The organism is Arthrobacter sp. YD2, from assembly GCF_030410475.1.
GTDB lineage: Bacteria > Actinomycetota > Actinomycetes > Actinomycetales > Micrococcaceae > Arthrobacter_B > Arthrobacter_B zhangbolii.
Window position 1 is genome coordinate 25,638 of the sequence record NZ_JAUHHB010000001.1, and the last position, 26,492, is coordinate 52,129.

Genomic DNA, 26,492 nt, shown 5'->3' on the forward strand with positions numbered 1-26,492 from the left:
GGCGCGTCAGGTCAATGCTCCGGGGTGTTCATGGCGGGGGCGGGCACCAAGAGCGTCCGCGTGAACATTTCCTTCTGTGAATCGGCTGCAGGGCCGGGACTTGTCCGATCCGTAAATCCGGCGTTTAGTAGTCCTTGACCATCCCGAGCGGCTGAGAGACCTGGATCGATGAAGCCGCAGCAACCCTGGTTGCCGTATTTCCTCCTTGAAGTACGGCAATAACGAGGCTGGTGTCGCAGGAAGCCGTTACCCCGGCTCAGGACACCTTCCGTAGGGTGCTACTGCCAGGACCGATGGAGTGTTTTCTATGACAGCAGTGTTGTCTCCTTCCACGACCGCGTCCGGCACCGGTACGGCAGCGCCGGCCGATCCCGCCCTGCCAGTCACCTTCGACGCCCTGGGCCGCAGTTTCGGCACCGGAGCAAATGAACACGTAGTGCTCCGCGACGTCACTTTTGACGTCAAACCCGGAGAGGTCCTGGCCATTCTGGGCTCCAGCGGCTGCGGAAAATCCACACTGCTGCGTGCCGCGGCCGGTCTGGACCGCCCCACCGCAGGTGACGTCCTGATTGGCGGCCGGCCGGTCCGCGGCATCGATGAGCGGTGTGCCTTCGCCTTCCAGGAGCCGCGGCTGCTGCCCTGGCAGACCCTGCAGGCGAACATCGCCATCGGACTGCCCAAGTCCGCGAGCGCCAGCCGGGGAAAGGCCAAGGTAGCCGAACTGCTGGACCTGGTGGGTCTGGCTGCGTTTGCCAAGCACCAGCCCCGGGCAGTGTCCGGCGGCATGGCCCAGCGCGCGTCGCTGGCCCGCGCCCTGGCCCGCGAACCGGGTGTGCTGCTCCTGGACGAGCCTTTCGGCGCCCTGGATGCACTGACCCGGCTGAAGATGCAGGATCTGCTCCTCGCCGTGCACGAGGCTGCCCCGGCCACGGTGATGCTGGTGACCCACGACGTTGATGAAGCCCTGCAGCTCGCGGACCGGATCATCGTCCTGGGCAGGGAACCCGGACAACCGGGCGCCACCATCACCAACGTGGTCACCGTCCCCGGTTCCCGACCGCGGGACCGCGCCTCGGCGGAGCTGGCCCGAATGCGCGGCGAGCTACTGGCCCTGCTCGGCGTCGACCGCCACTAGGCCTTCCTTTCACTCCGCAGGCACCCCTTTCCGGGCGCTGCCTGACCCAGCCCTTCCCGCTCCGGGGAGAGCTTCCCCTGTTTTGCCCTGATCCGGCCGCGCCCCTGGCGCCTGCGCCTGGCCCCGGCTTCCCCTTTTCCAGCCTGACCCTTCCAAAGGAACCATCATGACTTCCCCTGCACCCCGTACCCGACCGGCCTTCCTGCCCTTCCCCCGCTCCGTCCGCGGACGCACAGCACGTACGTTCGCCGGTCTGGCCGCGGTGGCCGGTTTGGCCCTCACCGGCTGCGTCGCCGGCGAGGACACTGCCGGCGCTGCCGCCGTCAAGGACGCCGACGGCGGCACCCTCACCCTCGACTTCGCCACCTACAACCCGCTCAGCCTGATCATCAAGGACCAGGGCTGGCTGGAGGAGGCACTGGCGGAGGACGGGGTCACCGTGGAATGGGTCCAGTCCGCCGGCTCCAACAAGGCCAACGAAAACCTGCGCTCCGGTGCCATCGACATCGGATCCACCGCAGGGTCCGCTGCCCTGCTCAACCGCGCCAACGGCTCCCCGATCAAAGTCATTGACGTGTTCTCCCAGCCGGAATGGGCAGCCCTGGTAGTGGGCCCGGACTCGGACATCACCTCCGTGGCAGACCTGGCCGGAAAATCAGTGGCTGCGACCAAGGGCACCGACCCGTACTTCTTCCTGGTCCAGGCCCTCGAGGAAGCCGGACTCAGCCTCTCCGACGTGACCGTGGAACAGCTGCAGCATGCCGATGGCCGCACCGCCCTGGAAAACGGATCCGTGGACGCCTGGATCGGGCTGGACCCCATCATGGCCGGCGCCGAGCAGAACGGGGCCAAACTCGCCTACCGCAACCTGGACTTCAACACCTACGGACTCCTTGCCGCCAATGAATCCTTCCTCGCCGAGGAACCGGAACAGGCCCAGGCCGTGGTCAACGCCTATGCCAAGGCCCGGGCCTGGGCAGCCGATAACCAGGAGGAGACCGCGCAGATCCTGGCCGACGTCGCCGGACTCGATCCCGCCGTCGCCAGCACGGTCATCCTGGAGCGAAGCAACCTGGATACGGATCCCGCCCCGGGCGAAGCCCAGCGCAAGGTCCTGGAGAAGATCGGACCCACGCTTGTGGAAACCGGAGACGTGGCCGGCCAGGATCAGATCGATGCGGCCCTGGACTCCCTGCTGGAGGACAGCTACGTCCTCAAGGCTGATCCGGACTCGCTGGGAGCCTCCTCATGAGCAGCGTCCTTCCCCGTGCAACACGGACCAACGAAACCACCCCTGTGACCAAGGCCCGGGGATCCCTGCTGGAGAACCGGTTCACCCGGCTGGGTCTGGGCCTGGTGGTCCCTGCCCTGATCCTGGCCGCCTGGCAGCTCACTACCGCCGCCGGGGTGTTCAGCCCCGTCCAGCTGCCCTCACCGGCAGCGGTCTACAGCGCCGCGGCGGATCTGGTGGAGCGCGGTCAGCTGGGCACCCACATTGCCATTTCCACTCAGCGGGTACTGACCGGGTTTGCGCTCGGGGCAGCGCTCGGACTGCTCCTCGGCGCACTGTTGGGGCTGTCCCGGCTGGCCGATGCCCTGCTCGGGCCGGCCGTCGGTGCGCTGCGCGCGGTGCCCTCACTGGCCTGGGTGCCGCTGCTGATCCTGTGGATGAAGATCGGTGAGGATTCGAAGGTCACACTGATCACCATCGGTGCCTTCTTCCCCGTCTTCACCACCGTGGCCCTGGCGCTGCGGCACGTGGACCGGAACCTGGTGGAGGCCGCCCGGGCCTTCGGCCTGCGCGGGGTGAAGCTGCTGACCACCGTTCAGCTGCCCGCCGTGGTTCCGGCCGTGTTCTCCGGTCTGCGGCTCGCCCTGGCGCAGGCCTGGCTGTTCCTGGTGGCGGCGGAACTGATTGCTTCCTCCATGGGGCTGGGGTTCCTGCTGACGGATTCCCAGAACAACGGCCGGACGGACCGCATGTTCCTGGCTATCATCCTGCTGGCCGTCATCGGCAAGACCACCGACGCCGTCCTGGGTATCGCCGAAAAGCAGGCGGTGAAGAAATGGGCGTAATCACGGACCTGGAAGCCGGACACCGGCGCGTGACGGAGGACGTTGCGGAGCCGGCCACGGAAGCCGAACGCATCGCCTTCTGGGAAGCGGCTGCCCGCACGCTTCAGTGGGAGCAGCCGTGGCAGCGCGCACATACCTTCCGGAAACCTGAACGCATCAGCGGGCCGGAGGTTCCCGAGGAGGACGCCGAGTACACCGTCCCGTCCATTGAATGGTTTGCCGGCGGCCGGTTGAACGCCGCGGTGAACTGCGTGGACCGCCATGTGGCCGCCGGGCGCGGTGACACCGTTGCCCTGCATTTCGAGGGCGAACCCGGAGACCGCCGCACCGTGACCTACGCGCAGCTGCAGCGGGAGGTCTGCCGTGCGGCCAATGCCCTGCAGTCCCTCGGCATTGAGGCCGGGGAACGGGTGGTGATCTACCTGCCGGTACTGGTGGAAACCATCGTCATCACCCTGGCCTGCGCCCGGATCGGCGCCGTGCATTCCCTGGTATTCGGCGGTTTCTCCGCTGAAGCACTGAAATTCCGGGTGGAGGACACCGGCGCCAAACTGCTGGTCACCACGGACGGGCAGTTCCGCCGCGGCGCGGCCGTACCGGTGAAGGACAATGCCGACGCCGCCGTGGCCGGGACCAACAACATTGAGCACGTGCTGGTCATCCGGCGTACCGGATCGGAGATCAGCTGGGTGCCCGGGCGTGACGTGTGGTGGCACGAGAGCGTGGAGACGGCGTCGGAGACCCATCAGGCACAGTCCTTCGACGCCGAAACGCCGCTGTTCATCATGTACACCTCCGGAACCACCGGCCGGCCCAAGGGACTGGTCCACACCACCGGCGGCTACCTGACGCAGGCGGCCTGGAGTTACGAATACCTTTTTGCCAACCCGGATCCCCGGCAGCGGGCTGCGGACGTGCACTGGTGCACCGCGGACCTGGCCTGGGTCACCGCACACACTTATGAGATGTACGGGCCGCTGGCCAACGGTGCCACGCAGGTGATTTTCGAGGGCACACCGGACACCCCGCACCCGGGCCGGCACCTGGAAATCATCGAACGCTACCGGGTCACCAGCTACTACACCGCCCCCACCCTGGTCCGGGCGCTGATGGGCTGGTTCCCTGACGGCGTGCCGCAGGACTATGACCTCTCCTCGATCCGGCTGCTGGGCACCGTGGGCGAGGCAGTGAACCCCGAGGCGTGGCGCTGGCTGCGCGACCAGTTCGGCCGCGGCGAAGTGCCGGTCCTGGATACCTGGTGGCAGTCCGAGACCGGCGCCACCATCCTCTCCCCGCGCCCCACAGACACCACCTTCAAGCCCGGCTGCGCCACCAGGGCACTGCCCGGGGTCTCCACCCGGATTGTGGACGACGCCGGGAATCCGGTGCCGGCAGACACCCAGGGCTTCATTGTGGTGGACCGGTCCGGGCCGGGCATGGCCCGCACCGTCTGGGGCAACCCGCAGCGCTACCTGGAGTCCTACTGGCGGCAGTATGCACGGCAGGGATGGTTCCTGGCCGGCGACGGCGCGCGGTATGACGACGACGGCGACACCTGGATCTTGGGCCGGGTGGATGACGTGCTGAACGTCTCCGGACACCGGCTCTCCACCATCGAAATTGAATCAGCCCTGGTCTCCCACCCCTGGGTGGTGGAGGCCGGCGTCTGCCCGGTGGCCGATGCCCGGACCGGGCACGCCGTCGCCGCGTTCGTGGTGCTCACCGCTGCGGCGGACCCGGACCGCGTCCGCGAGGAACTGCGGGCACACGTCACCCGGGAGATCGGCCCGATCGCCCGGCCATCCGCCGTCGTCGTGGTTCCGGACGTTCCCAAAACCCGGTCCGGAAAGATCCTCCGCCGGCTGCTCACCCAGCTGTTCGAGGGACGTCCGCTCGGGGATACGAGCAGCCTGCAGAATCAACCCTGCATCGCCCGGATTGCCGCGGTCTGTGCTGCCCGGCGGGCAGACAGGGAGGCTAATGCCTGCGCGTAAGGGTCACCCGGTCCAGCACCACGGATCCGCCCATGTTCTGCTGCACCTGGACAAATTCGGTGTGCGAAACCTCCAGGATGAACCGGTTGGTCCGGAACGGCAGCAGCTCCTCATGCCGGCCGTCCATGATCTCCAGGAACATCGTCTCGGCCTCCCGCCGCGGCATGGGCTCCGTGAAGGACACCCGGTGCGCTGCCGAAGCTTCCTTGTAGCCCGTTTCCACCACAATCACGTACTCGTCCACGCCGGCCTCCCTGAACGCCGTCAGTCCGTGTCCTGTCTCTGACCTCACTCCGCCTACCGCCACCTAAACCCATACCGGGGCCAAACCGCAACGCCGCAAGGCCTGATTCCCCCGGCCCCACCCCAGGAAGGAGCACTCAGCCAATGAGTGACCACCAGTTCGGTTTCCGTACCCGCGCCCTGCACGCGGGCGGTACCCCCGATGCGCTGCACGGCGCCCGCGCCGTGCCCATCTACCAATCCACCTCCTTTGTCTTCAAGGACACGGCCGACGCCGCGAACCTGTTCTCGCTGCAGAAGTACGGCAACATCTATTCCCGGATCGGCAACCCCACGGTGGCTGCGTTCGAGGAACGCATCGCGTCCCTGGAGGGCGGGATCGGTGCGGTGGCGACGGCGTCGGGCATGTCCGCGGAGTTTGTCACCTTCGCGGCGCTCTGTTCCGCCGGAGACCACATTGTGGCCTCCGCACAGCTCTATGGCGGCACCGTCACCCAGCTGGATGTCACACTGCGCCGGTTCGGCATCGACACCACCTTTGTCCCCGGCACGGATCCGGCGGACTATGCCGCCGCCGTGCAGGAAAACACCAAGGCTGTCTACGCCGAGGTGGTGGCCAACCCCAGCGGTGAGGTGACCGACATTGAAGGGCTGGCGAAGGTGGCACACGACGCCGGTGTGCCGCTGATCCTGGACGCGACACTGAGCACGCCCTACCTGGTGCAGCCCTTCGCGTACGGTGCGGACATTGTCATCCACTCCGCCACCAAATTCCTGGGCGGGCACGGCACCACCCTGGGCGGCGTCGTCGTCGAAAGCGGGAAATTCAACTGGGGCAACGGGAAGTTCCCGGCCATGACCGAACCGGTGCCCAGCTACGGCAACATCTCCTGGTGGGGGAACTTCGGTGAATACGGTTTCCTGACCAAACTGCGCTCGGAGCAGCTCCGGGACATCGGTCCCACCCTCAGTGCGACGTCGGCGTTTGCCCTCCTGCAGGGTGTGGAAACCCTGGCACCGCGGATGGACGAGCACCTGGCCAATGCCCGGGCAGTGGCGCAGTGGCTTGAGGCGGATCCGCGGGTGTTCTGGGTCAGCTACGCGGGCCTGCCCTCGCATCCGCACTATGAGAGGGCCCGCAAATACCTGCCCAAGGGCCCCGGATCCGTGTTCAGCTTCGGTGTGGCCGGCGGCCGGGCGGCAGGACAGAAGTTCATTGAGTCCCTGCAGCTGGCATCGCACCTGGCCAATGTGGGAGATTCCCGCACCCTGGTGATCCACCCCGGGTCCACAACGCATCAGCAGCTCTCCCCCGAGCAGCTTGCCGGAGCGGGCGTTCCGGAGGACCTGATCCGGATTTCCGTGGGGCTGGAGGATCTGGCGGACATCCTCTGGGATTTGGACCAGGCCCTGTCCGCCGCCGCAGAACCGGACCTCCCGTCCGCAGCACCGATTCTCGAGGAGAGCACCCATGTCCGCTGAAACTTCTGCCCGCACGGGCACCTGGACGGGGCCGACGGCGCCGGAGCGGCTGGCGCTGCTGCGTTCGGCTGAGTCCATCGCCATTGTCGGCGCCTCGGACAAACCGTCCCGGGCCTCCTACTTCGTGGCCACGTATCTGCTCTCTTCCTCCCGCTACCGCGTCTACTTCGTGAATCCGACGGCGAAACAGATCCTAGGCCGGCAGGTTTACGCCTCGCTGGCGGACCTGCCGGAGGCACCGGACATCGTGGATGTTTTCCGCCGCACGGAGGATCTTCCCGGTGTGCTGTCCGAAGCCGTGGCGGTGGGTGCGAAAACCCTATGGCTGCAGCTGGGGTCCTGGCATGAGGAGGTGGCGCGGGAGGCCGAAGCAGCGGGCCTGAACGTGGTGATGGACCGCTGCGTGAAGATTGAACACGCCCGGTTCCACGGCGGACTGAACCTGGCCGGGTTTAATACCGGCGTCATTTCGTCCAAACGCCAGCTGACGGCCTAGCGGTCCCGTCCGGGCCCGCCGTGGCCCGGGTGGGACTGGCCTTCGCCCGGGTGGAACTGGTCGTTTCGGCCGTGCTCCTGTGAGGACTGCCCACGGCCCTTCTCCGGAACCACTGCGCGGTTTTTGGTGTTGGGGACGCCCGGACCCATGGTGTCCCGAAGACCGCCGCCCGATCCCCTGTTGTGACCCGGGATATGGCCGGTTTGGGGGCCGGGGACTGCGACCTTGCCGTTTCCCGGGCCTGTGCCGGGAGCTCCGGGCCGCCCGGGGGCGGGCACCGGTGCCGGTGCGGGTTCAGGCGCTGCGGCGGGTGCGGGGACGGGCGCGGTCACCTCTTCCTCCGGGGCTTCGGCCGCCGGCGCGTCCTCCGCCACCGGCGGCACGGTTGGTTCCGGCAGCGGGGCGGCCGGAACCTGGACCTCGGCGCCGGACTCGGCTTCGGGCTCCTGCGCTGCCTTCTCCACGGTGGGGACGTCCTGCGGGGTGAAGGTGACAGAGGGAAGCGGATCGGCCCGGATCAGGAAATCGGAGTTCGCGGCCACACCGGTGGCACCGGCGGCCATGGCACCTACCAGGGCCGCGCTGAGGATGATTCCCCGGGTGCGCTTGGACTTGCGTGCCAGCGGCACCGGGGTGCCGGCGAGCAGTCCGCCCAGCTCCCCTGTTGTCTCGGGGGCTTTGCAGTGCGACTCGCTGCGCAGCGCCAGGAGGGCAGCAACCAGCTCGGGGGATTCCTCGATCCCGGCTTCCGTCAGGAGGCCGCGGACATAGAGTTTGTCGTCAGCTTGCCCGCTCATCCGCTGCCTCCTCCTTCCGTTCCAGTTGCTCTTTCAGTGTCCCCAGGGCCCGGCGTTGAAGCTGCTTTACCGCTCCCGGCGTTCGTCCCATGATCTTCGCCGATTCGTCGATGGAAAGATCAGCAACCACGCGCAGCAGGAGGACTTCCTTCTGCTGGGGCGGCAGTCCCTCCAGCAGGTAGGCAACACCGGCAGCGCCGCCCAGGACGCTGTCCTCAGCGGATTCCGAGGCCCGTGTATCCTCGCCCGGGTCAAAAGCAGCCATTCCCGGTTCACGCTCGCGCCGGCGGGTGTCATCCACCATCCGCGCATGCGCGACGGAGAAAGCGAAGGTGCGGGCGCCGCGGAGGCCGCCGTCGAGAGTGTCCAGCTTGGAAAACAGGGTCAGGAAGACTTCCTGGGTCAGCGCTTCCGGATCCTCGCAGCCCTTGGACCGGAGATAGCCGAGGATGCCCGGTGCGAAGTCGTCGTAGATTTCCCGCAGGGCCACCGGTTTCCGGGCGCGCGCATCACGGAGCGTTTGCTCGGTAATGGGGGCGGCCACGGCGGATCACTCTCGTAGGGTGCGGGGTGGTCCAAATGCTACCGTGCCCGTGCCTGTAAGCGCATGTGCAACGGCCGCACCGATGCTCGTTGGGGGGATAAGCCTCGGCGCGGCCGTTACAAATAGGTAATCGCCGGCGGGTACGAAAAGGTTACGCACCGGCGAAAAAAACTTTTTCCTGTTTACTGCAGGGCCTAGTGGGCCTCGACAATCCGCGGGTTTTCGGCGAAACGGCGGTTCTTCAGCACCGGCAGGAACTGGCGGACATCGTCAATCCGCCGTCGGGTGACGTCGGCTGTCACCACTGCCTCCCGTTCGTCAGCCAGGCTGGCCTGCGGCACTCCCATGGGGTCCAGGATCGCGGAGTGTCCCACCGTATGCCGGCTTGATGTTCCCGCCGCCGCAACCCAGAGCGTGTTTTCAATTGCCCGGGCCTTGAGCAGGGTTTCCCAATGCTCCACCTTGTGTTCGCCCTTGAACCACGCGGCCGGGACGGCCAGCAGGTCCGCGTCGAGGTCCGCGAGCGCGCGGGCGAGTTCCGGAAAGCGCAGGTCATAGCAGGTCATGACCCCCACCCGCAGGTCCCCCACTTGCATCACCATGACGCCGCCGTCGCCGGGCTTGATCCGGTCCGATTCGGCATAGCTGAACGCGTCATACAGGTGCAGTTTGCGGTATGTGCCGGCGATCCGGCCGGTGGCATCTATCAGGACCAGGGTGTTGTAGGGCCGTTCCTCATCGCTTGACTCGTACCCGCCGGCAATCACCGCGATGCCGAGCTCAGCTGCCAGCAGGGAAAGCTGCTGAACAAAGGTGGACCAGGACGCGGCGACGGCTTCGGCCAGCACACCTTCGACTTTCCCGATGCTGAACATGGATTCCTCGGGAAAAATGATCAGGTCCGAGCCCTCCGCCCGGGCTTTCCCAGCGAGGGTGCGCATGACGTCCAGATTTTCCCGGACGTCCCCTGAGGGGCTGAACTGGCCGACGCTGACTTTCACCGGAGAACCACCTTTGCTAAAGCACGTTTGCTGCCCAGCCTAGCCGAGGTCATCGCCGGGGCGCCGGGCCGGTTCGAGGATTACGGGCGGCGTGCTGCCGGACTGCCGGCCCGGTTCCCGGCCTGCGCTCCCCTACACTTGGGGCGCATGGATGAAATCACTGCTCCCGTTGATCTCGGCTCCCCTGCCGGAGCCCTGAATCCCGCTGCGGTGGGCTTTGCCCGCAGTGCGCTGCACCGCCCGGTGGTTCCCTCCGGGGCAGCCGGCGGCTGGCGGACCAAACGCTGGGAATACTGGGGCATTGTGACGCCGGATCTGGTGCTGGGCATGACCATCGCGCACCTGGACTACGCCTCGACCCTGCAGTTTTATGTGCTGGAGCGCGCAAGCGGGAAGGAAACCAGTGCCGAACCGTTGAAGCTGCTGCCCTCCTTCGCGGATGTCTCCGTCCCTGATGCGCTTCCGCCGCTGACCGCGTTCGGTTCCTTTGGCGGAGCCACCCTCCGCTTCCACGACGCCGACGGCGGCACGCATCTGCACGCCTCCTCCGCACGGATTTCCGCGGACCTGTTCGCTGCTGCTGACGGAGATGTGCTTGGTGTGGTGGTCCCCTGGTCCGAGCGCCGCTACCAGTACACCCTGAAGGACGTGGCACGCCGCGTCTGCGGCAGCGTCACGGTGGACGGCCGGGAATACACGGTGGGCGGCGAGGATTCCTTTGCCGTGCTGGACCGCGGCCGCGGACGCTGGCCGTACTCCCGCCGGTGGAACTGGGGCGTGGGTTCGGGCACCGTGGACGGCACACGGCTGGGACTGCAGTTCGGCGGCAAATGGACAGCCGGCACCCCGGCGACGGAAAATGCGCTCATTGTGGACGGCCGGCTGCACCATTACGACGGCGAACTGGAGTTCGAATACGACCTCACCGATCCGGCGTCGACCTGGCGGGTGCGCGGGCCCTGGATCGATGCGGTGCTGACGCCCTTCCACCGGCGCACCTCGGCAACCAACGCCGTCGTGATCAAGGCGCAGGTCTGGCAGGCCTTTGGCACCTGGGCGGGCACCGCCCGGACACCGGACGGGACGGAGTATTCGCTGGACGGACTGACCGGCTGGATCGAGGAAGCCCGGAACCGCTGGTAGGCCCGCCGGCCTACGGAACGCTTCCCGCTGCCAGCAGCCAGGTGCCGGCCGCCAGCATCAGTGCCGGAACAAGCAGCACCGCCACCCCCAGCAGCAGGACACGGGGCGGCGGTTTTCCGAGCCTGCCCGGCCGGTCCGTATCACCGGGATGACCTTCCGGCGGAGTCCGGTGGTTCAGGAGGCGACGGTTCAGGTGGCGGCGCAGCGAGAGTTTCACGACGCTGAAATGCACCGCTTCGGCCAGGACGAAGGCCCCGGCGAAGGCACTCGCGGCACCGGCAAACACAGTGTAGGTCTGCTGCAGCAGGGCCAGCAGGCCAAGCAGGGTTCCCAGCACACCAACCCAGAGGGCCTGGCCCGATCGGTCTCCGGCGTACCGGTCCCGGGCGGCCGCGTACTCAGGCGCCGCTTCCTCGGTGAAACCCTCCAACGCCCGGTAGGCGGCCCGGTGCAGCAGATACCGGGCAGCCAGCACGAGCACCGTTCCACCCATCAGCAGAACCAGGGACCATCGAAGGCCGTCGCCGGCAGCGGCGAGACCGGCACCAAAGCCGGCGGCCAGCACCCATGCCTCCGCAGCGATCAGGGCCACCACGCCCTTTCGGGCGTCCGGGGATTCCCGCAGCACGTCCCGGAGGAACCCGGCCGGAACGGCGCGGGACAGGCGCCGAAGCAGGAACCGTGCCCGGAGGATCACCGCCAATCCCAGCCAGAGCGCGAGCGCAGCGGCACCGCCCGCCGGGACCTGGGTGATCAGCGGCGCCAGGAAACAAAAGAGAACTCCCTGCAGCCAGGGCAGCAGGGCCAGATGCCGCCCCCGGGCCAGGACTTCCTGCTTCAGCTGGTCCAGGGGCCCGCGGTCCGTCGGGGACGCCGCCAGCATTCCGCTCAGCAGCTCAACCTGGTCCCCCACCACCTCTTCACCGTGGGACACGCGTCCGCTGAGCAGCAGCAGCTGCCGGTTCTGCGGGTCCGCGGCCAGCCCGTCCGCGAGCGCCCGGCGGGCCTGATCATGCTGGCCCATGCTGATCCGGATCTCGGCGAGCAAGGCGAAATTATCCCCCGAGGGCTGCAGGCGGAGGGCTTCCTGCACGCCTTCCAGCGCCTCCACGTAGCGGCCCTGCTCGTGGTGCACCAGCGCCAGCCACGCGTGTGTTCCGGCCTGCTGGTCGTCTAGGTCCCGGGCCTGCGCGGCGGCCGTTTCGGCTTCGGCGAACCTGCCCTGCAGCGCCAGTCCGCGGGAGAGGTTGATCAGTGCCGAGGTGCTGCGCGGCTCCAGTTCCAATGCCTCACGGGCTGCGGACTCCCCGTCCGTCCCCTCCCCCAGGTTGTTCAGCGTCTGGCTCAGCAGGGTCCAGACATACGGCTCCGCACGGTGGGCGTCAAGGTGTGCCTGAATCAGTTCCAGCGCATCCCGGTGGCGGGCCGCTGCGGTCAGGACCTGCCACCGGGCGCCTATCCGGTCCAGGTCAGCGCCGGTGCTCACAGCATCTGCCTCGCCCGCAGGTATTCGGCGAGGTCGTTATACCTGCCATGCCGGTTGCTGAACTTCACTACGTTGACCGCCGATTCGAGCCACGGCAGGGTGGAGGGCCGCACCTCGGCAAACGCGAGGTTGATGTGCTCCATGGTGACGGGCCGGATTTCGTTTGCCTCGATGGAGCGCATCATCGCTTTCTCCGCGGCGGTGGTGCACAGGTGGGCAAGGTCGGCGCCGGAGAAACCGTCCGTGCGGCCCACTATTTCCTCCAGGTTGATCCCGGCAAGCGGCCGGTCCTTGAGGTTGTGGTTCAGGATGGCCCGGCGCGCCGCCGGATCCGGCGGAATCACCAATACCGCGCGGTCCAGCCGGCCGGGGCGCATCAGCGCCTCATCCAGGTCCCAGGGATGGTTGGTGGCGGCCAGCACGTAGAGGCCGTCATTGTCTCCGGACATGGAGTCCAGTTCCAGTAGCAGCTGGTTGACCATCTGGCGCAGCCAGACCGAGCTTCCCACCATGGAACTGCGCTTGAGCCCGATGGCGTCCACCTCGTCAATAAACAGGACGGTCGGCTGGTGTGCACGTGCTGAGTCGAAGATGGCTTTGAGGTTCTTCTCCGTCTGGCCGATCAGCGGGTCAACCACGTCCGTGATGGACACGGACATAAACGCGGCGCCGAGCTCGCCGGCAACGGCGCGGGCAAGGAACGTTTTGCCGCATCCGGGCGGCCCGTACAGCAGCAGTCCGCCACGCAGGGATTTCCTAAACGTCTTGGCCACGTCGGCGTGCCGCATGGGCACCAGGAAGGATTCGTTGAGCCGCTGCTTGACCGGCTCAAGACCGCCGACGTCGGCCAGTGTCAGGGCCGGCACCTCGGGTTCGGTAATGGCGACCGGCTCGCCGTCCTCCCCCATGCTGATCCGCCCGGGTTCCACGAAGGGCGGCGGCAGGGTGGAATCGATGTCGGATTCCGCCCGCTCCCAGTCGAAATCCGGCCGGTCATCGCTTCCCGCGTCGGGGGCGGGCGTTTCGGGGGCGGGAGCGACGTCGGGGGCGGACGCGTCGGGGGCGGGAGCGACGTCGGAGGCAGCGCCGTCGGGCACGGTGGAACTCAGTGCGGCAGCTGCCCGGTTGAGCAATGCCAGGGCGGAGGCACTTGCGGGCTCGGAGCCCAGGACGGTGTTGATCTGTCCCAGTGCTTCCACGGCCCGGTTGCCGTCCAGCAGCAGCTGGGCCAGATGCAGCCGCAGCGCCGTGTCCTCCGGGGCTGCCGTGACGGCACGCCGCAGGCTGGCAATGAGTTCTTCACTGATTCCGTCCATGGTCCAAAACTCTAGCCCAGCGGCTGCCATGGCCCGGATGTGCCCGTCCGACGCGAGCGGCGTTTCCATTGACGGTGCCTCCTGCGTGCTGTTAGCTTCGGGCCACCCATCATGCGAAGTCAGGAGCCCCTCCATGAGCAGTGTCATCTCATCCATAGCCCTCGACGCAGCCGATCCCCGGCGGCTGGCGGAGTTTTGGACCCAGGCGCTCGGCTACCGGATCGAGGAAACCAACGACGCCGACGTCATTTCCCTGGTTGGAACGGACGGGGTGGGACCGGACATCGACATCATTCCCGTGCCCGAGGGCAAGACGGTCAAGAACCGGCTGCACCTGGACCTTCGTGCCTCCGAGGGCAGCACGCAGGCCCAGGAAGTGGACCGGCTGCTCTCACTCGGTGCTGCCCGCATCGACGTCGGACAGGGGTCCGAGGTGGACTGGGTGGTGCTGGCCGATCCGGAGGGCAACGAATTCTGCGTGCTCAGCCGTTCCGCCGAGGAAGTCGCCCAGGGCTGATCGTCCGCCCGTTAACGGCGAAAGCCCCGCAGCTTTGCGGGGCTTTCGGACGGAGCGTGCGGACCTAGTCGTTGATCAGGTCCCGAACCACAATGGTCTGGTCCCGGTCCGGGCCCACGCCGATCGCGGAGAACCGGGTGCCGGACATCTTTTCAAGCGCCAGCACGTAGTTGCGGGCGTTCTCCGGCAGGTCCTCCAGGGTCTTGGCGCCGGTGATGTCCTCGGTCCAGCCGTCGAAGTATTCGAAGATGGGCTTCGCGTGGTGGAAGTCGGTCTGCGTCATCGGCATTTCGTCGAAGCGCACGCCGTCGACGTCGTAGGCCACGCATACCGGGATCTTTTCAATGCCGGTGAGCACGTCCAGCTTGGTGACGAAGTAGTCCGTGAAACCGTTGACGCGGGACGCGTGGCGGGCCAGCACGGCGTCGTACCAGCCGCAGCGGCGCGGACGGCCGGTGTTGACACCGAATTCGCCGCCGGTCTTCTGCAGGTACAGGCCCATGTCATCGAACAGCTCGGTGGGGAACGGTCCGGCGCCCACACGGGTGGTGTACGCCTTGATGATGCCCACGGAACGGGTGATCCGGGTGGGGCCGATGCCCGAGCCCACGGACGCGCCGCCGGCGGTCGGGTTGGAGGAGGTCACAAACGGGTAGGTGCCGTGGTCCACGTCCAGGAAGGTGGCCTGGCCGCCCTCCATCAGGATGACCTTGCCCTCGTCCAGGGCGGTGTTCAGCTCGTACGTGGAGTCGATGACCATGGGCCGCAGCCGGTCCGCGTAGGAGAGGAAGTACTGCACCATCTCTTCGGCGTCGACGTCGCGCCGGTTGTAGACCTTCAGCAGCAGCTGGTTCTTCTGCTTCAGGGAGCCTTCGACCTTCTGGCGCAGGATGGACTCGTCAAAGATGTCCTGCACGCGGATGCCCAGACGGGCCACCTTGTCCATGTAGGCCGGGCCGATACCGCGGCCGGTGGTGCCGATGGCACGCTTGCCCAGGAACCGTTCCGTGACCTTGTCCATGACCTGGTGGAACGGCGCCACCAGGTGGGCGTTGGCGGAGATGCGCAGCTTGGAGGTGTCCGCACCGCGGGATTCCAGGCCGTCGATCTCGGTGAAGAGAGCTTCGAGGTTCACCACGCAGCCGTTGCCGATCACGGGAATGGCATTGGGGCTGAGGATGCCCGCAGGCAGCAGCTTAAGTTCGTATTTTTCACCGCCGACGACGACGGTGTGGCCGGCATTGTTGCCGCCGTTGGGCTTGACGACGTAGTCGACGCGGCCGCCGAGCAGGTCGGTGGCCTTACCTTTACCTTCGTCGCCCCACTGGGCGCCGACGATGACTATAGCTGGCATGGGATCCTCCCCCATTAGTTACGGCGGGAACCTGCTTGGTTGCAGATCCGCTACCGTGCATGAGAACGCCCCTGAACTTGCCGGTGCTGCCGTAACGGCCTACCTCAGCGCAAGTTGCGGGGCTCTTACCTGCCAAGTTTAGCCGATCATGCTTTCGCTCACCCGAAAATACGCTCTCCCGCAGGTACCGTGGGCGTCATGGACCGATTCCGCGGCTATATCGCCGGACTGGGCACCGCTTCCGGCACCCGTTTTGTGGTGGGGCACTGGCAGGATTCCCCGCTGGGCGCGTTCACCGATGTGATGGTGGAGGACGACGCCGGCCTCCGCACACTGTTGGCCCCCTCCGACACCGTGGCGGATTATGTGAACGCTACCTACCGTTTTGACCGGACCGTGGTGGCACCGGTGCACGCGGAGCTGGCGCCGGGCACCCTGCGGGTGGCCGCGGGGCCGCTGCGGCTGGACGTGCGGCTGGGGCCGGTAACGGTTCTGGGCCGGCTGCTGGAGCACGTGCCGGCGCCGCTCGCCGTCGCGCCCTGGTGGCTGCGGGCCATCAGCCCGGTGGCGGCCCTGCTGGTGCCCGGTGTGCAGACGGCAGGGTCTGCGGGCGGCGGACGGCGCGAGTTCTACGGTGTCCGGTCCATCCGTTCCCTTACCGGCGTGGACGCCGCATGGGGCGGGGCGGATCTGGGTCCGCTGCGGCCGGTTGATCCTCCGGTGAAGTTCGGTTTCAGCTCCGTGCCTGCCGCCCCGCAGATTGTCGCGGTCACCACCACCATCCTTCCGTGAATTACACCGGCGCCGGGAACGCTCAGACGGGCCGGACCGGCTGGCGCAGCACGGTGCGGAGCTTCTCCGGAGCGGTGCGGCGGGGATCGTTCAGGTAGATCTCGTGATGGTCGCCGTTGAAGGCCAGGTCCCGTTCGGGCATCCAGGTGTCGTGCAGCCGCGCGAGGACCGGCGCCTCGTCGTCGTAAGGACCGATAAACAGGATCTGCGCCGACAAGCCTTCATGCAACGGCAGCAGCCGCACCCTAGCCGCTTCCGGCAGTTTCTTTTTCGCCGCCACCTCGGCACCTGCCTGCTCGACCATCTCCGCCGTGATCCATTCCGGTTGCGGGATCAGCATGGTCCAGTCCCAGGAGTCCTTGTCTCCACTGACAAACGCCTCCGGGTTCTCCGCCCGCCAAAGCCCTTCCAACGGGCCCACGGTGAAATCCTGTTGCAGTTCCCGCTTGGACCGGAACTTCAGCGTATAGGCCACCGGATACAGGCACTCCAGGGCGCTGGCGTACTCGGGCGAGGTGTTCGGATTCCCGTGCCCGTCCACGGCCAGGTACTGCAGCGGCGGAACCTGTACCAGAGTGAAATCCCTGCGGCCGGGCGCGTAGAGCTCCGGATAGGACTTCCGGAATTCGAACGTGTCCATAAGAACGGTGCCCCTTCCCCTCCGGACTTCAGGGTAGGCGTTCCGGGCCGGCTTGGGCAGGACAATCGGCCCTGCACAACAAAAAACCGGCAGCCCCCGATATGGGGACCGCCGGCTCTCACGGAATGCAGTTAGGCGAGCTGGCCTTCGATGGCAGCCTTGGCCTGCGGATCGGAGTCATCCAGGAACTTCCGGATCCGGTCCACTTCGTCAGCTTCACCGATGGCGGCCGCCGCACGGCCCAGCGCGTACAGCGAGCGCAGGAAGCCGCGGTTGGGGACATGCGACCACGGGATGGGACCGACACCGCGCCAGCCGGCACGGCGCAGGGCATCCAGTCCGCGGTGGTAGCCGACGCGGGCGTAGGCGTAGGACTCAACATTCTGGCCCTCTTCGAACGCCTCGTCCGCCAGGGTGGCCCACACCTGCGAGGAGGTGGGGAATTTCGCGGCGAGGTCCACGGCTTCGTCGCCTGCCTCCAGGCGGGCGACGACGTCGGTTTCCTCGGGCAGGTAGGTGGCGTCCGGGCCGAGCAGGTTCTTGCGGAATTCGTCTGACATTAGAGCGCCTTGCCTGCCGATCCGAGGTTCTGTGCAGCTTCCACCACGCGGGCGGCCATGCCCTTTTCTGCGGAGGCACCCCAGACGCGCGGATCGTACTGCTTCTTGTTGCCCACTTCGCCGTCCACCTTCAGCACGCCGTCGTAGTTGCGCAGCATGTGGTCGACCACCGGGCGGGTGTAGGCGTACTGGGTGTCGGTGTCGATGTTCATTTTGATGACGCCGTAGGAGACGGCGTCGGCAATCTCCTGGGCGGAGGAACCCGAGCCGCCGTGGAAGACCAGGTCAAACGGGCGTTCCTTGCCGATGGACTCGCCCACCGCGTCCTGGATTTCCTTCAGGATTTCCGGGCGCAGCTTCACGCCGCCGGGCTTGTACACGCCGTGTACGTTGCCGAAGGTCAGGGCCGTGATGTAGCGGCCCTTGCTGCCGTCACCGAGGGCTTCGATGGTTGCCATGCCGTCTGCGACCGTGGTGTAGAGCTTGTCGTTGATGGCGTTCTCCACGCCGTCTTCCTCGCCGCCCACGGTGCCGATCTCCACCTCGAGGATCATCTTGGCGGCCGCGGTGCGGGCCAGCAGGTCCTGGGCGATGCGCAGGTTGTCCTCGAGGGTTTCGGCGGAACCGTCCCACATGTGCGAGTTGAAGATCGGGTCTTCGCCGCGCTTCACGGCGGCTTCCGAGGCGGCCAGCAGCGGCAGGACAAAGTCGTCCAGCTTGTCCTTGGGGCAGTGGTCGGTGTGCAGCGCAATGTTCACGTTGTAGCTCTTGGCTACTTCCTTGGCGTAGGCGGCGAACGCGAGGGAGCCGGTGACCATGTTCTTCACCGAGGCGCCGGACCAGTAGGCCGCGCCTCCGGTGGATACCTGGACAATGCCGTCGGATCCGGCCTCGGCGAAACCGGCCAGTGCCGCGTTGAGCGTCTGCGATGAGGTGACGTTGACGGCCGGGTAGGCGAAACCCCCTGCCTTGGCGCGGTCAATCATCTCGGCATAGATCTCCGGGGTTGCAATAGGCATGCTGACTCCAAGGTCGATTGTGGCAGGGCCTGGCGCCCTCGTTGGCTTCCTACATCCTAGCCATAAGTATCCTGCCGGCAGCAGGTGATGTCACCGGATAACGTGCCGCGGCGGACGGAACCGGTGCCGGTCCCCTAGTTCACCTTCTGGCCGAAGACATGGCGGCGGATCCAGCCGTGCATGGCAATGGCGGCGGCGGACCCGGCGTTGATGGAGCGGGTGGAACCGAACTGGGCAATGGACAGCGTCGCATCCGCCGCAGCGTGGACTTCCGGGCTGAGGCCCGGGCCCTCCTGGCCGAAGACCAGCACGCAGTTTTCCGGCAGTTCGTAGGTTTCCAGCGGCACGGAATCGGGGAAGTTGTCGATCCCGATGATGCTCAGGCCCTCGCCGCGCGCCCACTCGACGAAGTCCTCCACCGTCGGGTGGTTGCGGATGTGCTGGTAGCGGTCGGTGACCATGGCGCCGCGGCGGTTCCACCGGCGTCGTCCGATGATGTGCACTTCCTTCGCCATGAACGCGTTGGCGGTGCGGACCACGGTGCCGATGTTGAAGTCGTGCTGCCAGTTTTCAATGGCGACATGGAACGGATGCCGGCGGGTGTCCAGGTCCGCCACGATCGCATCATGCTTCCAGTACCGGTACTCATCCACCACGTTGCGGGCATCGCCGTTGGCCAGCAGTTCCGGGTCCCAGTGACCGCCGTCGGGCAGCGGGCCTTCCCAGGGGCCCACGCCCACTTGGTGCAGGGGAACGGCGGCCGGGTCTGCGGCGTCAACGGGGAGTTCTTCGGGGCTGTCTATCACCCTTCCAGCCTAAGGTGAAAGACTGGCAGGGTCCGCCGCGTCCCCTTTGACTCCGGTCCCTGGCGCGGCGGCAGGTAAGCAAGGCAACAACGATGTATGCGAGAAATGGGAGACCGTGGGCGAAAACGAGAACATTGAGTGCTGGCTGACGGACATGGACGGCGTGCTGGTCCATGAGAACCATCCGATTCCCGGAGCCGCGGAGCTCATTGACCGCTGGGTGGCAACCTCCAAGCGGTTCCTGGTGCTGACCAACAACTCCATTTACACCCCGCGGGACCTGGCCGCCCGGTTGCGGGCCTCGGGTCTGGAGGTGCCGGAGGAGAACCTGTGGACCTCCGCCCTGGCCACCGCCGAGTTCCTCAAGGACCAGGTCAAGAACGCCGGCGCGCCCGGCCGCTGCTTCGTGGTGGGTGAGGCCGGGCTGACGACGGCGCTCCATGAGGCGGGCATGATCCTTACGGACACCAACCCGGACTATGTGGTGCTCGGTGAAACCCGCACGTACTCCTTCGGCACCATCACCAAGGCCATCCGGCTGATCCTGGGCGGCGCCCGGTTTATTGCCACCAACCCTGACGTTACCGGCCCCTCGCAGGAGGGTGTGCTGCCGGCCACCGGCGCCATCGCGGCCCTGATCACTGCGGCCACCAACATGGAGCCCTACATTGTGGGCAAGCCGAACCCGATGATGTTCCGCTCCGCGATGCGCAAGATCGACGCGCATTCCGAGACCACCGCCATGATCGGTGACCGGATGGATACGGACATTGTCGCCGGCATCGAAGCCGGGCTGCACACCGTGCTGGTGCTCAGCGGCATTACCCAGCGCGAGGATGTGAACCGGTACCCGTTCCGTCCCACGCAGATCATGAATTCGGTAGCCGATCTGATCAACACCGTCTAGGCCGGACATCCGGGGACACCCGGGCCGGCTATTCCAGCGGCTCCGGGCCATCCGTCGGCTCGGGCGGGTCAACGATGCGGAACACTTCCGCCAGCGCATCCTGATACACCCCCGGACTCCACTGCGGGCTGGCGTGGGCGGGGCTGGCCCCCTCCGTGACCGTGGAGTCGGACACCAGGTTCGCGCCCAGGGCTGCCTTCCACGCGGATCTGGTGGAGTAGTAGTTCACTGTTTTGTCTTCGGGGTTGCCAATGAACGCCACCTTGGTGTCCCCGAGGGATTCGCCGAACCGCGGAGCGGTGAAGTGGTAAATATAGGACGCCTGGGACTGGATGAGCGTGGTGGAGGGCGCCAGCGGGGAAAGCTGGGCCAGCGTCTGCTCCCCGATGGTGCGCCAGGAGCGTTCGTTCTTGTGCATCACCCGCTCCCCCAGCTCGTATCCGCCGCGCATGCCCATGGGAATCCGGTAGCCGGCGTCGTACAGGAATACGGTGCCCTCAAACATTGCCCGGTCCCGCACATCGTTCTTTCCGGCCGGGCTGGAATCCAGAATGATCAGTTCGACGGCGATCCCGCGTTCCCGCAGCCCGGCAGCCACCTGCACGGCCAGCATGCCGCCGAAGCTGTGCCCGTAGAAGTAGATGCGTTCGAGCCGGTGTTTCCGGATGTAGGCGTGGACCGCCTCCAGGATGTCTCCGGGTTTCAGCCCGAGGTTGGAGTAGCCGATGCCCGCGAGCTGGCCGCGGGTGGTCAGGGCGGGGCGGAGCGATCCGAGGATCCAGTGCGCTTCTTCCCAGCTGGTTTTGTATCCCGGGAACAGGAACCACATGGCGCGCGGGAAGCTCCGCTCGGCGTCTTCATCGGCGACCCGGAGGATCTCCAGTTCCTCGCGGTACCGCTGAATCCGGTGCGTGATGCCCAGATCGGCGCTGAGGAGAAGCCCGGCGAGGGAACCGGCCAGAAAGCGGCGGCGCGAGACCCGGTGCAGCTCGGCAGCCTTGCGGAGGGTTTCCGCTGCCTCCCGGGCGGGTTCCGGAACAGGAAGGTCTGCGCCGAACGGTGCGGCGCTAGTCGAGTCCGAGTTCATCCTTGCCGAACGCGAACAGGTAAGGCACTCCGGCTTCAGCCTCGATGCGTTCCTTGGCTCCGGTGTCCCGGTCCACGATCACTGCCACGGCCACCACATTGCCGCCGGCCCGGCGCACGCCCTCAACGGCGGTCAGTGCGGACCCGCCGGTGGTGGACGTGTCTTCCAGGACCACCACGTTGCGTCCGGCGACGTCGGGGCCTTCCACCTGCCGGCCCATGCCGTAGGACTTCTGTGCCTTGCGCACCACGAAGGCGTCCACGGCGCGGCCGGCGCGCGCAGCAGCGTTCATGACCGCCGTGCCCACGGGATCAGCCCCCATGGTCAGGCCGCCGGCGTTGGTGAACTCGATGCCCGCTTCATCGAGCAGGTTCAGCATCACGTCGCCGACCAGCGGGGACGCCTCGTGCTGCAGCGTGACGCGGCGCAGGTCAATGTAGTAATCCGCTTCGGCACCGGAGGACAGCACCACTTTTCCACGGACCACCGCCAGTTCCATGATCAGGTCGAGCAGGCGGGTACGGGCCGGGGCGATCGCGGGCGATGTCATGCCTTAATCCTATCCGGCAGCCCCTGCGGCTCCCGATTTAAGCCGCTTTGCGACGCCGCCCGCCGGGCAGGTGCCGCACCTCAATCCCGTCATTTTCCCGGGCGCCGGAGAAGAGTGGCATATAGGCTGAGGTCCATGCGTGAACTACAAAAGGAAATCATTGCCGAATTGGGAGTTCAGCCCTCCATTGACGCCGCCGGGGAAATCCGGCGCCGGGTGGACTTCCTCAAGGAGTACCTGCGGGCCTCACATACCAAGGGCTATGTCCTGGGCATCAGCGGAGGCCTGGATTCCACCCTGGCCGGGAAGCTCGCCCAGCTGGCCGTGGACGAACTGACGGCCGAGGGCACCGAGGCCAGGTTCATAGCCCTGCGCCTTCCCTACAAGGTCCAGCATGACGAAGAGGACGCCCAGGCAGCCCTGGCGTTCATCAACCCGTCCGAGTCCCTGGTCTACAACGTGGGCCCGGCCGTGGACGGCTTTGAAGACGAGTACGTGAAGATGACCGGCGAGAAGATCACCGACTTCAACAAGGGCAACATCAAGGCCCGGGTCCGCATGACCGCCCAGTATGCTGTCGCGGGCCAGCACAACCTGCTCGTTATCGGCACCGATCACGGCGCGGAGTCCGTCACCGGATTCTTCACCAAGTTTGGCGACGGCGGTGCGGATGTCCTGCCGCTCTCCGGCCTGAACAAACGGCAGAACCGGGCCCTGCTCACCGAGCTGGGCGCACCGGAGCGGCTGGTGAAGAAGGCACCCACCGCTGACCTGCTGGACGGTAAGCCCGGCCAGACGGATGAGACCGAGCTGGGCCTGAGCTACGACACCATCGACGGCTACCTCGAAGGCGAAGATGTTCCGGCTGAGGACGCCGAAAAGATCGAAGCGCGGTTCCTGATGACCCGGCACAAGCGCACCGTACCGGTCATGCTGAGCGACACCTGGTGGAAATAACGCCGTTGCACCCGGCCGGGCAGCTCCGCTGCCCGGCTGCGGGGCAGCAGGCGGAACGGCCCGGCCGGCCACGGCCACAGTGTGGGAGCTGGCCGGATTCGGTAACGTAGCAGTTGTGAAGATAGCTACTTGGAATGTGAACTCCATCCGCGCCCGTGCCGACCGCATCGAGGCGTGGCTGCAGCGCTCCGACGTCGACGTCCTGGCCATCCAGGAAACCAAGGCCAAGGACGAGAACTTCCCCTGGGAACTGTTCGAGAAGAACGGCTACGAGGTGGCCCACTTCGGGCTGAGCCAGTGGAACGGTGTGGCGATCGCGTCCCGGGTGGGGCTCGACGACGTCGAACGCACCTTCCCGGACCAGCCGCACTTCGGCAAGACCGAGGAAACCACGGTGGCCGAGGCGCGTGCCATCGGCGCCACCTGCGGCGGGGTACGGGTGTGGAGCCTGTACGTTCCCAACGGCCGTGCCGTGGATGATCCCCACATGCCCTACAAGCTGCAGTGGCTGAAAACCCTCAAAAACCATGCAGCCGAGTGGATCACTGCGGATCCGTCCCTGAACCTGGCGCTTATGGGTGACTGGAACATTGCCCCGCAGGATGACGACGTGTGGGACATCGACTGGTTCCGCGCCCAGAACGCCACGCACATCACCGAACCCGAGCGGCAGGCCTTCAACGAGTTCCTGGACGCCGGCTTCACCGACGTCGTCCGCCCCTTCAACCCGGGGCCCGGCGTATACACATACTGGGATTACACCCAGCTTCGCTTCCCGAAGCGCCAGGGCATGCGCATCGACTTTGTCCTGGGCTCCCCCGCCCTGGCCAAGCGCGTCACCGGTGCCGTGATTGACCGGGAAGAACGCAAGGGCAAGGGCGCCTCGGACCACGCTCCCGTGATTGTGGAACTGGACTAGCCGTGGCGCGGCCGCCGCAGCAGTCCCTGTACCGGACGTTCCCGTTCGTCTCCTACCTGCGGGTCTACGAGCCGCTGGATGCGTTCGACGACGCCGCGCAGCTGGCCATCATGGAACAGCGCGCCCGGGGCCGGCACGAAACCGAGATCCTGGAGCGCACCGACGCTGTCCGGCGGCTGGTCCGGGTGGTCTCGGACCCGTTCCCGCACAATGCCACCGATCTGGTCCGGGTGCTGCACTTCCCGGCCGAGGAAGGCATCACCAACCGGCTGTACTGCCCCAACCAGCTGGCGGTCCGCGCCTCCCTGGCCGCCGAATCCCTGGGCGAGTCCATCCGCGGCCCGCTGGTGGACGTCCTGGTTCCCGAGGTGGCCCGCGAGGCCCACGCAGCACGGCTGGACCCGGATTCCTTCGCGGACTCGCTGGCGAAGCTGCACACCCGCTCCGCCACCTGGGGTGTTCCCTTCGGCTGGTTTGTCCTGCTGCACGAGGATGATCACACCGAAGTGGTGGAGGATGACGGGCGGGTCCAGACGGTCAGGCTGTCCGCCCCCGTGCCGCAGGCCATCGAACGGGCACGCGCTGCCTCTGCTGCCCTGGCCCTGGCCGCCCCGGAGCTGGACCTGCTGGATGAGCTGGCAGCACTGACCGAGTGGCTGGAGGTCTTCGATCCGGAGGCGGTCGTGGAACTGGACTACGGCCCGGTGGCGGACCTGGTTTTCCCCGACGATTCCCCGTCCGACGTGCGGCTGGGCATTGAATCCCTGGCCGAAGGGGACATGGGCGGGGCAGCTGCCGCCTACCGCCGGCTGGCGTCCCGGTGGATCCCCATCCGCCAGCTCGCCCGGGCGTCCTAGGCGGGCACCGCGTTTAGCGGACCCGGTCCTCGCGGCTGAACCGCAGGCGGCGGCCGGACTCCAGGCTCAGCAGGACCGGGGTCTGGCAGCCCAGGGCGGTGTCCAGTGTTTCCACCAGGGCAGTGGCATCTGCGGCAATAAGATGCGGAGCTGCGCCCTGCCGCGGGGTGATCCGGACGCGCAGGGCGGTGCGGCCCTTCATGGAATAGGTGCTGACTGCGGCACCGGCCACGTCCGGGTCCTCCTGCAGTGCACTGCGCAGCGCCTGTTCCGCCACGTTACCGCTGAGGGCCACGGTGCCGGGAGCGCCGTCGTCGTTGTACTCCGAAATCAGTGTTGACGTGCGCCCGCCGCCCTGGGCCGCAATCCACAGGATCATCAGCACAATCCCGACGAAACTGAGCAGCGCCAGCCCCACCCACACCCAGCTGCCGCCGAGCCCCGGAATGGCGGTCCTGCCCAGCACGGCGCCAATGGATGCCATGGCATCCGGAGCATAGGCCTGCCAGGCCCGCGCCGCAGCCGGCCAGGCGGAAATCAGCAGCAGGCCGGCTCCAACCCCGAGCATGATCAGCCCGAGCAGTCCCAGCAGGAGCCGGTTCAGGGCACGCGGTGTCGCATTCACTGGCCGATCACCCCCACCGGGGCAATGCGTACGCGGACGGCCGGCTGCGGATCGAGTTTGGTGAGCAGCAATTCGTCCTCCACCGCCGCGCGGATGGCTTCATCGTCCACCGGGATGCCGGAGGTTGGCCGGATCTGGACATCAACGGCGGTCCGGCCCACCGTCACCAGCACCTGCTGGGGGGTCACACCCGCCTGCAGCCGCGCGCACCGGGCCAGCGATGCGGCCAGCACCTCGGCGTCCACTACGACGGCGGCGCGCGGGTTCGGCAGGGCATAGCGGGCGCGGCGGCCGGGCAGCACCGCCTGCAGGAAGAACAGGAGGCCGGCGAAGAGGATGAGTGCTCCGGAGAGTCCCAGAATGAGCGGATCGGTGCCGGCGGGCAGACCCGCCAGCCAGTGCCCGAAGGTGGGCGGATCAATCAGCCAGGCCGGCTGGCCGAGTGCCTGGAGCACGGATTCAAGCAGCACGTAGCCACAAAAGAGGATGCCGAGGACGGCGGCAGCCACGGCCGCGGGGGTCCGCGCCGAATGGGTTTCGCGCCGCAGGATCCGGCCGGTCAGTTCCCTGTCCGCCCGCTTCACTGCACCCGCCGCCCTTCGGACAGGAGCGCACCGGTGATGCGCACATCAACCCGGGACAGCATGGACCCGGTGAGCTCGGAGATCCGCTGCAGCAACACGGGCTTGGCCGCATGTGCCCGTTCCCACACGGTGCCTCCGGCACGGTGCAGCATGCCGGGGTGCTGTTGCAGGACCTGGAGCGGGGGCAGGGCAATGGGCAGGGACACGGTCAGGGCCAGCAGCCCCCGGTCATCAGCCCAGCGCACGCGGACCTGCTGCGCGGGGACGCCGAAGTATTCGGAGGCGGCTGCCTGGGCGGTGCTGGTCAGCGCCTGGGTGCTGATCCGGTTATGCCCGGATAGCACCGCGCCGGTCTCGGCTGCGGTCATCACGGCGGTGCTCACGAAGAGGAGCGGCGGCCCGTGAGCGCATCAGTGACGCTGCGGAAGTCGATTTTGCCTTCCGCTGCACGTCCCAGCAGCGCACCCACCGCTATGAACAGGGCAGTCAGCATAAAGCCCCAGAAATCGAAGATCAGCGCGGCGAAGGCCAGTACGGCCCCGGTTGCCATTCCCACCACTGTTGGTTTCATTTCCCCTGCCTCATAATCCGCTCGCGACCCGCGC

The 26,492-nt window shown here is 67.0% G+C and carries 30 protein-coding genes; 13 read left to right on the plus strand and 17 right to left on the minus strand.

Features of this window, described 5'->3' with window-relative positions:
• Positions 1-307: 307 nt before the first annotated feature.
• The 4 genes from QWJ37_RS00140 (at position 308) to acs (ending at position 5,205) form a co-directional block, all read left to right on the plus strand.
• Positions 308-1,135 carry an ABC transporter ATP-binding protein gene (locus QWJ37_RS00140; protein WP_290243212.1) on the plus strand — a complete coding sequence of 276 codons (828 nt, stop codon included), beginning with the start codon at positions 308-310 and terminating at the stop codon, positions 1,133-1,135.
• A 166-nt stretch (positions 1,136-1,301) separates the two neighbouring features.
• Positions 1,302-2,387, plus strand: coding sequence for an aliphatic sulfonate ABC transporter substrate-binding protein (locus tag QWJ37_RS00145; RefSeq protein ID WP_290243214.1), 1,086 nt, complete (start codon positions 1,302-1,304; stop codon positions 2,385-2,387).
• Positions 2,384-3,211: an ABC transporter permease gene (locus QWJ37_RS00150; protein ID WP_227929716.1), complete on the plus strand. Its 828-nt coding sequence runs from the start codon at positions 2,384-2,386 to the stop codon at positions 3,209-3,211. Before QWJ37_RS00145 ends, QWJ37_RS00150 begins: the two co-directional genes overlap by 4 nt.
• Entirely contained in the window at positions 3,202-5,205 is a 2,004-nt protein-coding gene (gene acs / locus QWJ37_RS00155) for an acetate--CoA ligase (protein WP_290243217.1), read from the plus strand. The genes QWJ37_RS00150 and acs overlap by 10 nt, the downstream gene beginning before the upstream one ends.
• On the opposite strand, the gene QWJ37_RS00160 is transcribed toward acs, so the two are convergent.
• Positions 5,189-5,497 (minus strand): hypothetical protein, encoded by a 309-nt coding sequence (locus QWJ37_RS00160; RefSeq protein ID WP_290243219.1) that lies wholly within the window; start codon positions 5,495-5,497, stop codon positions 5,189-5,191. The two genes, acs and QWJ37_RS00160, sit on opposite strands and share 17 nt — an antisense overlap.
• Before the next feature lie 95 nt (positions 5,498-5,592).
• On the opposite strand from QWJ37_RS00160, the gene QWJ37_RS00165 reads away from it, so the two are divergent.
• Together QWJ37_RS00165 and QWJ37_RS00170 are read left to right on the plus strand one after the other, a co-directional pair.
• Positions 5,593-6,930 carry an O-acetylhomoserine aminocarboxypropyltransferase/cysteine synthase family protein gene (locus tag QWJ37_RS00165; RefSeq protein WP_290243221.1) on the plus strand — a complete coding sequence of 446 codons (1,338 nt, stop codon included), beginning with the start codon at positions 5,593-5,595 and terminating at the stop codon, positions 6,928-6,930.
• Complete coding sequence (locus tag QWJ37_RS00170) at positions 6,920-7,426, plus strand: CoA-binding protein (RefSeq protein WP_290243223.1); 507 nt, start codon at positions 6,920-6,922, stop codon at positions 7,424-7,426. Before QWJ37_RS00165 ends, QWJ37_RS00170 begins: the two co-directional genes overlap by 11 nt.
• Here QWJ37_RS00170 and QWJ37_RS00175 read toward each other — a convergent pair.
• The 3 genes from QWJ37_RS00175 to QWJ37_RS00185 form a co-directional block, all read right to left on the minus strand.
• Complete coding sequence (locus QWJ37_RS00175; RefSeq protein WP_290243225.1) at positions 7,423-8,223, minus strand: hypothetical protein; 801 nt, start codon at positions 8,221-8,223, stop codon at positions 7,423-7,425. The genes QWJ37_RS00170 and QWJ37_RS00175 overlap by 4 nt on opposite strands.
• Positions 8,207-8,767, minus strand: coding sequence for a sigma-70 family RNA polymerase sigma factor (locus QWJ37_RS00180; protein WP_227905897.1), 561 nt, complete (start codon positions 8,765-8,767; stop codon positions 8,207-8,209). The genes QWJ37_RS00175 and QWJ37_RS00180 overlap by 17 nt, the downstream gene beginning before the upstream one ends.
• Positions 8,768-8,961: 194 nt before the next feature.
• Entirely contained in the window at positions 8,962-9,768 is an 807-nt protein-coding gene (locus tag QWJ37_RS00185; RefSeq protein WP_227905903.1) for a carbon-nitrogen hydrolase family protein, read from the minus strand.
• A 147-nt stretch (positions 9,769-9,915) separates the two neighbouring features.
• On the opposite strand from QWJ37_RS00185, the gene QWJ37_RS00190 reads away from it, so the two are divergent.
• Entirely contained in the window at positions 9,916-10,911 is a 996-nt protein-coding gene (locus QWJ37_RS00190; RefSeq protein WP_227929722.1) for a DUF2804 domain-containing protein, read from the plus strand.
• 10 nt (positions 10,912-10,921) lie between these two features.
• Here the strand turns inward: QWJ37_RS00190 and QWJ37_RS00195 are convergent, their stop codons facing one another.
• Entirely contained in the window at positions 10,922-12,397 is a 1,476-nt protein-coding gene (locus QWJ37_RS00195) for a tetratricopeptide repeat protein (protein ID WP_290243228.1), read from the minus strand.
• Positions 12,394-13,713 (minus strand): ATP-binding protein, encoded by a 1,320-nt coding sequence (locus QWJ37_RS00200; RefSeq protein ID WP_290243229.1) that lies wholly within the window; start codon positions 13,711-13,713, stop codon positions 12,394-12,396. Before QWJ37_RS00200 ends, QWJ37_RS00195 begins: the two co-directional genes overlap by 4 nt.
• A gap of 133 nt (positions 13,714-13,846) precedes the next feature.
• Here QWJ37_RS00200 and QWJ37_RS00205 point away from each other — a divergent pair, with 133 nt between their 5' ends.
• Positions 13,847-14,230 carry a VOC family protein gene (locus tag QWJ37_RS00205; protein WP_290243231.1) on the plus strand — a complete coding sequence of 128 codons (384 nt, stop codon included), beginning with the start codon at positions 13,847-13,849 and terminating at the stop codon, positions 14,228-14,230.
• 64 nt (positions 14,231-14,294) lie between these two features.
• Here the strand turns inward: QWJ37_RS00205 and QWJ37_RS00210 are convergent, their stop codons facing one another.
• Positions 14,295-15,584 (minus strand): adenylosuccinate synthase, encoded by a 1,290-nt coding sequence (locus QWJ37_RS00210; protein WP_227905912.1) that lies wholly within the window; start codon positions 15,582-15,584, stop codon positions 14,295-14,297.
• Positions 15,585-15,782: 198 nt separating this feature from the next.
• Here QWJ37_RS00210 and QWJ37_RS00215 point away from each other — a divergent pair, with 198 nt between their 5' ends.
• A complete protein-coding gene (locus QWJ37_RS00215) occupies positions 15,783-16,376 on the plus strand; it encodes a hypothetical protein (protein ID WP_290243234.1) in 594 nt (197 codons plus the stop codon).
• A 22-nt stretch (positions 16,377-16,398) separates the two neighbouring features.
• Here the strand turns inward: QWJ37_RS00215 and QWJ37_RS00220 are convergent, their stop codons facing one another.
• From QWJ37_RS00220 to QWJ37_RS00235, 4 genes are all read right to left on the minus strand, one after another.
• Positions 16,399-17,016 carry a GyrI-like domain-containing protein gene (locus QWJ37_RS00220; protein ID WP_290243236.1) on the minus strand — a complete coding sequence of 206 codons (618 nt, stop codon included), beginning with the start codon at positions 17,014-17,016 and terminating at the stop codon, positions 16,399-16,401.
• A 131-nt stretch (positions 17,017-17,147) separates the two neighbouring features.
• Positions 17,148-17,576, minus strand: coding sequence for a DUF3151 domain-containing protein (locus QWJ37_RS00225; RefSeq protein ID WP_227905918.1), 429 nt, complete (start codon positions 17,574-17,576; stop codon positions 17,148-17,150).
• On the minus strand, positions 17,576-18,595 hold the full coding sequence (gene fbaA, locus QWJ37_RS00230; RefSeq protein WP_227905920.1) for a class II fructose-bisphosphate aldolase: 1,020 nt from the start codon (positions 18,593-18,595) through the stop codon (positions 17,576-17,578). The genes QWJ37_RS00225 and fbaA overlap by 1 nt, the downstream gene beginning before the upstream one ends.
• Positions 18,596-18,729: 134 nt before the next feature.
• Positions 18,730-19,398 (minus strand): RNA methyltransferase, encoded by a 669-nt coding sequence (locus tag QWJ37_RS00235; RefSeq protein ID WP_290244807.1) that lies wholly within the window; start codon positions 19,396-19,398, stop codon positions 18,730-18,732.
• Positions 19,399-19,555: 157 nt separating this feature from the next.
• Between QWJ37_RS00235 and QWJ37_RS00240 the strand changes: the two genes are divergently transcribed.
• On the plus strand, positions 19,556-20,308 hold the full coding sequence (locus QWJ37_RS00240) for an HAD-IIA family hydrolase (RefSeq protein ID WP_227906026.1): 753 nt from the start codon (positions 19,556-19,558) through the stop codon (positions 20,306-20,308).
• A gap of 28 nt (positions 20,309-20,336) precedes the next feature.
• On the opposite strand, the gene QWJ37_RS00245 is transcribed toward QWJ37_RS00240, so the two are convergent.
• Entirely contained in the window at positions 20,337-21,395 is a 1,059-nt protein-coding gene (locus QWJ37_RS00245; RefSeq protein WP_290243238.1) for an alpha/beta fold hydrolase, read from the minus strand.
• Complete coding sequence (gene pyrE / locus QWJ37_RS00250; protein WP_227905933.1) at positions 21,376-21,945, minus strand: orotate phosphoribosyltransferase; 570 nt, start codon at positions 21,943-21,945, stop codon at positions 21,376-21,378. The genes QWJ37_RS00245 and pyrE overlap by 20 nt, the downstream gene beginning before the upstream one ends.
• 135 nt (positions 21,946-22,080) lie before the next feature.
• Between pyrE and nadE the strand changes: the two genes are divergently transcribed.
• From nadE to QWJ37_RS00265, 3 genes are all read left to right on the plus strand, one after another.
• Positions 22,081-22,902: an ammonia-dependent NAD(+) synthetase gene (gene nadE, locus QWJ37_RS00255; RefSeq protein ID WP_290243240.1), complete on the plus strand. Its 822-nt coding sequence runs from the start codon at positions 22,081-22,083 to the stop codon at positions 22,900-22,902.
• A 115-nt stretch (positions 22,903-23,017) separates the two neighbouring features.
• Positions 23,018-23,821, plus strand: coding sequence for an exodeoxyribonuclease III (locus QWJ37_RS00260; RefSeq protein WP_227905938.1), 804 nt, complete (start codon positions 23,018-23,020; stop codon positions 23,819-23,821).
• A gap of 2 nt (positions 23,822-23,823) precedes the next feature.
• A complete protein-coding gene (locus QWJ37_RS00265) occupies positions 23,824-24,678 on the plus strand; it encodes a hypothetical protein (RefSeq protein ID WP_290243243.1) in 855 nt (284 codons plus the stop codon).
• Positions 24,679-24,691: 13 nt separating this feature from the next.
• Here the strand turns inward: QWJ37_RS00265 and QWJ37_RS00270 are convergent, their stop codons facing one another.
• The 4 genes from QWJ37_RS00270 to QWJ37_RS00285 are packed head-to-tail and all read right to left on the minus strand — an operon-like array spanning position 24,692 to position 26,458.
• A complete protein-coding gene (locus QWJ37_RS00270; RefSeq protein WP_227905941.1) occupies positions 24,692-25,303 on the minus strand; it encodes a hypothetical protein in 612 nt (203 codons plus the stop codon).
• Positions 25,300-25,887 carry a DUF6286 domain-containing protein gene (locus QWJ37_RS00275; RefSeq protein ID WP_227905942.1) on the minus strand — a complete coding sequence of 196 codons (588 nt, stop codon included), beginning with the start codon at positions 25,885-25,887 and terminating at the stop codon, positions 25,300-25,302. Before QWJ37_RS00275 ends, QWJ37_RS00270 begins: the two co-directional genes overlap by 4 nt.
• On the minus strand, positions 25,884-26,255 hold the full coding sequence (locus QWJ37_RS00280) for a hypothetical protein (protein ID WP_290243246.1): 372 nt from the start codon (positions 26,253-26,255) through the stop codon (positions 25,884-25,886). The genes QWJ37_RS00275 and QWJ37_RS00280 overlap by 4 nt, the downstream gene beginning before the upstream one ends.
• Before the next feature lie 11 nt (positions 26,256-26,266).
• Entirely contained in the window at positions 26,267-26,458 is a 192-nt protein-coding gene (locus tag QWJ37_RS00285; RefSeq protein ID WP_227905944.1) for a DUF2273 domain-containing protein, read from the minus strand.
• Between the last annotated feature and the right edge of the window lie 34 nt (positions 26,459-26,492).

Bases quoted from the DNA above. Each gene is read 5' to 3' on its own strand.
- QWJ37_RS00175 (WP_290243225.1), bottom strand. From the start codon at position 8,223: ATGAGCGGGCAAGCTGACGACAAACTCTATGTCCGCGGCCTCCTGACG.
- QWJ37_RS00140 (WP_290243212.1), top strand. From the start codon at position 308: ATGACAGCAGTGTTGTCTCCTTCCACGACCGCGTCCGGCACCGGTACG.
- QWJ37_RS00165 (WP_290243221.1), top strand. From the start codon at position 5,593: ATGAGTGACCACCAGTTCGGTTTCCGTACCCGCGCCCTGCACGCGGGC.
- QWJ37_RS00200 (WP_290243229.1), bottom strand. From the start codon at position 13,713: ATGGACGGAATCAGTGAAGAACTCATTGCCAGCCTGCGGCGTGCCGTC.
- fbaA (WP_227905920.1), bottom strand. From the start codon at position 18,595: ATGCCTATTGCAACCCCGGAGATCTATGCCGAGATGATTGACCGCGCC.
- acs (WP_290243217.1), top strand. From the start codon at position 3,202: ATGGGCGTAATCACGGACCTGGAAGCCGGACACCGGCGCGTGACGGAG.
- QWJ37_RS00145 (WP_290243214.1), top strand. From the start codon at position 1,302: ATGACTTCCCCTGCACCCCGTACCCGACCGGCCTTCCTGCCCTTCCCC.
- QWJ37_RS00225 (WP_227905918.1), bottom strand. From the start codon at position 17,576: ATGTCAGACGAATTCCGCAAGAACCTGCTCGGCCCGGACGCCACCTAC.
- QWJ37_RS00245 (WP_290243238.1), bottom strand. From the start codon at position 21,395: ATGAACTCGGACTCGACTAGCGCCGCACCGTTCGGCGCAGACCTTCCT.
- QWJ37_RS00240 (WP_227906026.1), top strand. From the start codon at position 19,556: ATGGACGGCGTGCTGGTCCATGAGAACCATCCGATTCCCGGAGCCGCG.
- QWJ37_RS00170 (WP_290243223.1), top strand. From the start codon at position 6,920: ATGTCCGCTGAAACTTCTGCCCGCACGGGCACCTGGACGGGGCCGACG.
- nadE (WP_290243240.1), top strand. From the start codon at position 22,081: ATGCGTGAACTACAAAAGGAAATCATTGCCGAATTGGGAGTTCAGCCC.
- QWJ37_RS00285 (WP_227905944.1), bottom strand. From the start codon at position 26,458: ATGAAACCAACAGTGGTGGGAATGGCAACCGGGGCCGTACTGGCCTTC.
- QWJ37_RS00210 (WP_227905912.1), bottom strand. From the start codon at position 15,584: ATGCCAGCTATAGTCATCGTCGGCGCCCAGTGGGGCGACGAAGGTAAA.
- QWJ37_RS00220 (WP_290243236.1), bottom strand. From the start codon at position 17,016: ATGGACACGTTCGAATTCCGGAAGTCCTATCCGGAGCTCTACGCGCCC.
- QWJ37_RS00190 (WP_227929722.1), top strand. From the start codon at position 9,916: ATGGATGAAATCACTGCTCCCGTTGATCTCGGCTCCCCTGCCGGAGCC.
- QWJ37_RS00150 (WP_227929716.1), top strand. From the start codon at position 2,384: ATGAGCAGCGTCCTTCCCCGTGCAACACGGACCAACGAAACCACCCCT.
- QWJ37_RS00280 (WP_290243246.1), bottom strand. From the start codon at position 26,255: ATGACCGCAGCCGAGACCGGCGCGGTGCTATCCGGGCATAACCGGATC.
- QWJ37_RS00205 (WP_290243231.1), top strand. From the start codon at position 13,847: ATGAGCAGTGTCATCTCATCCATAGCCCTCGACGCAGCCGATCCCCGG.
- QWJ37_RS00215 (WP_290243234.1), top strand. From the start codon at position 15,783: ATGGACCGATTCCGCGGCTATATCGCCGGACTGGGCACCGCTTCCGGC.
- pyrE (WP_227905933.1), bottom strand. From the start codon at position 21,945: ATGACATCGCCCGCGATCGCCCCGGCCCGTACCCGCCTGCTCGACCTG.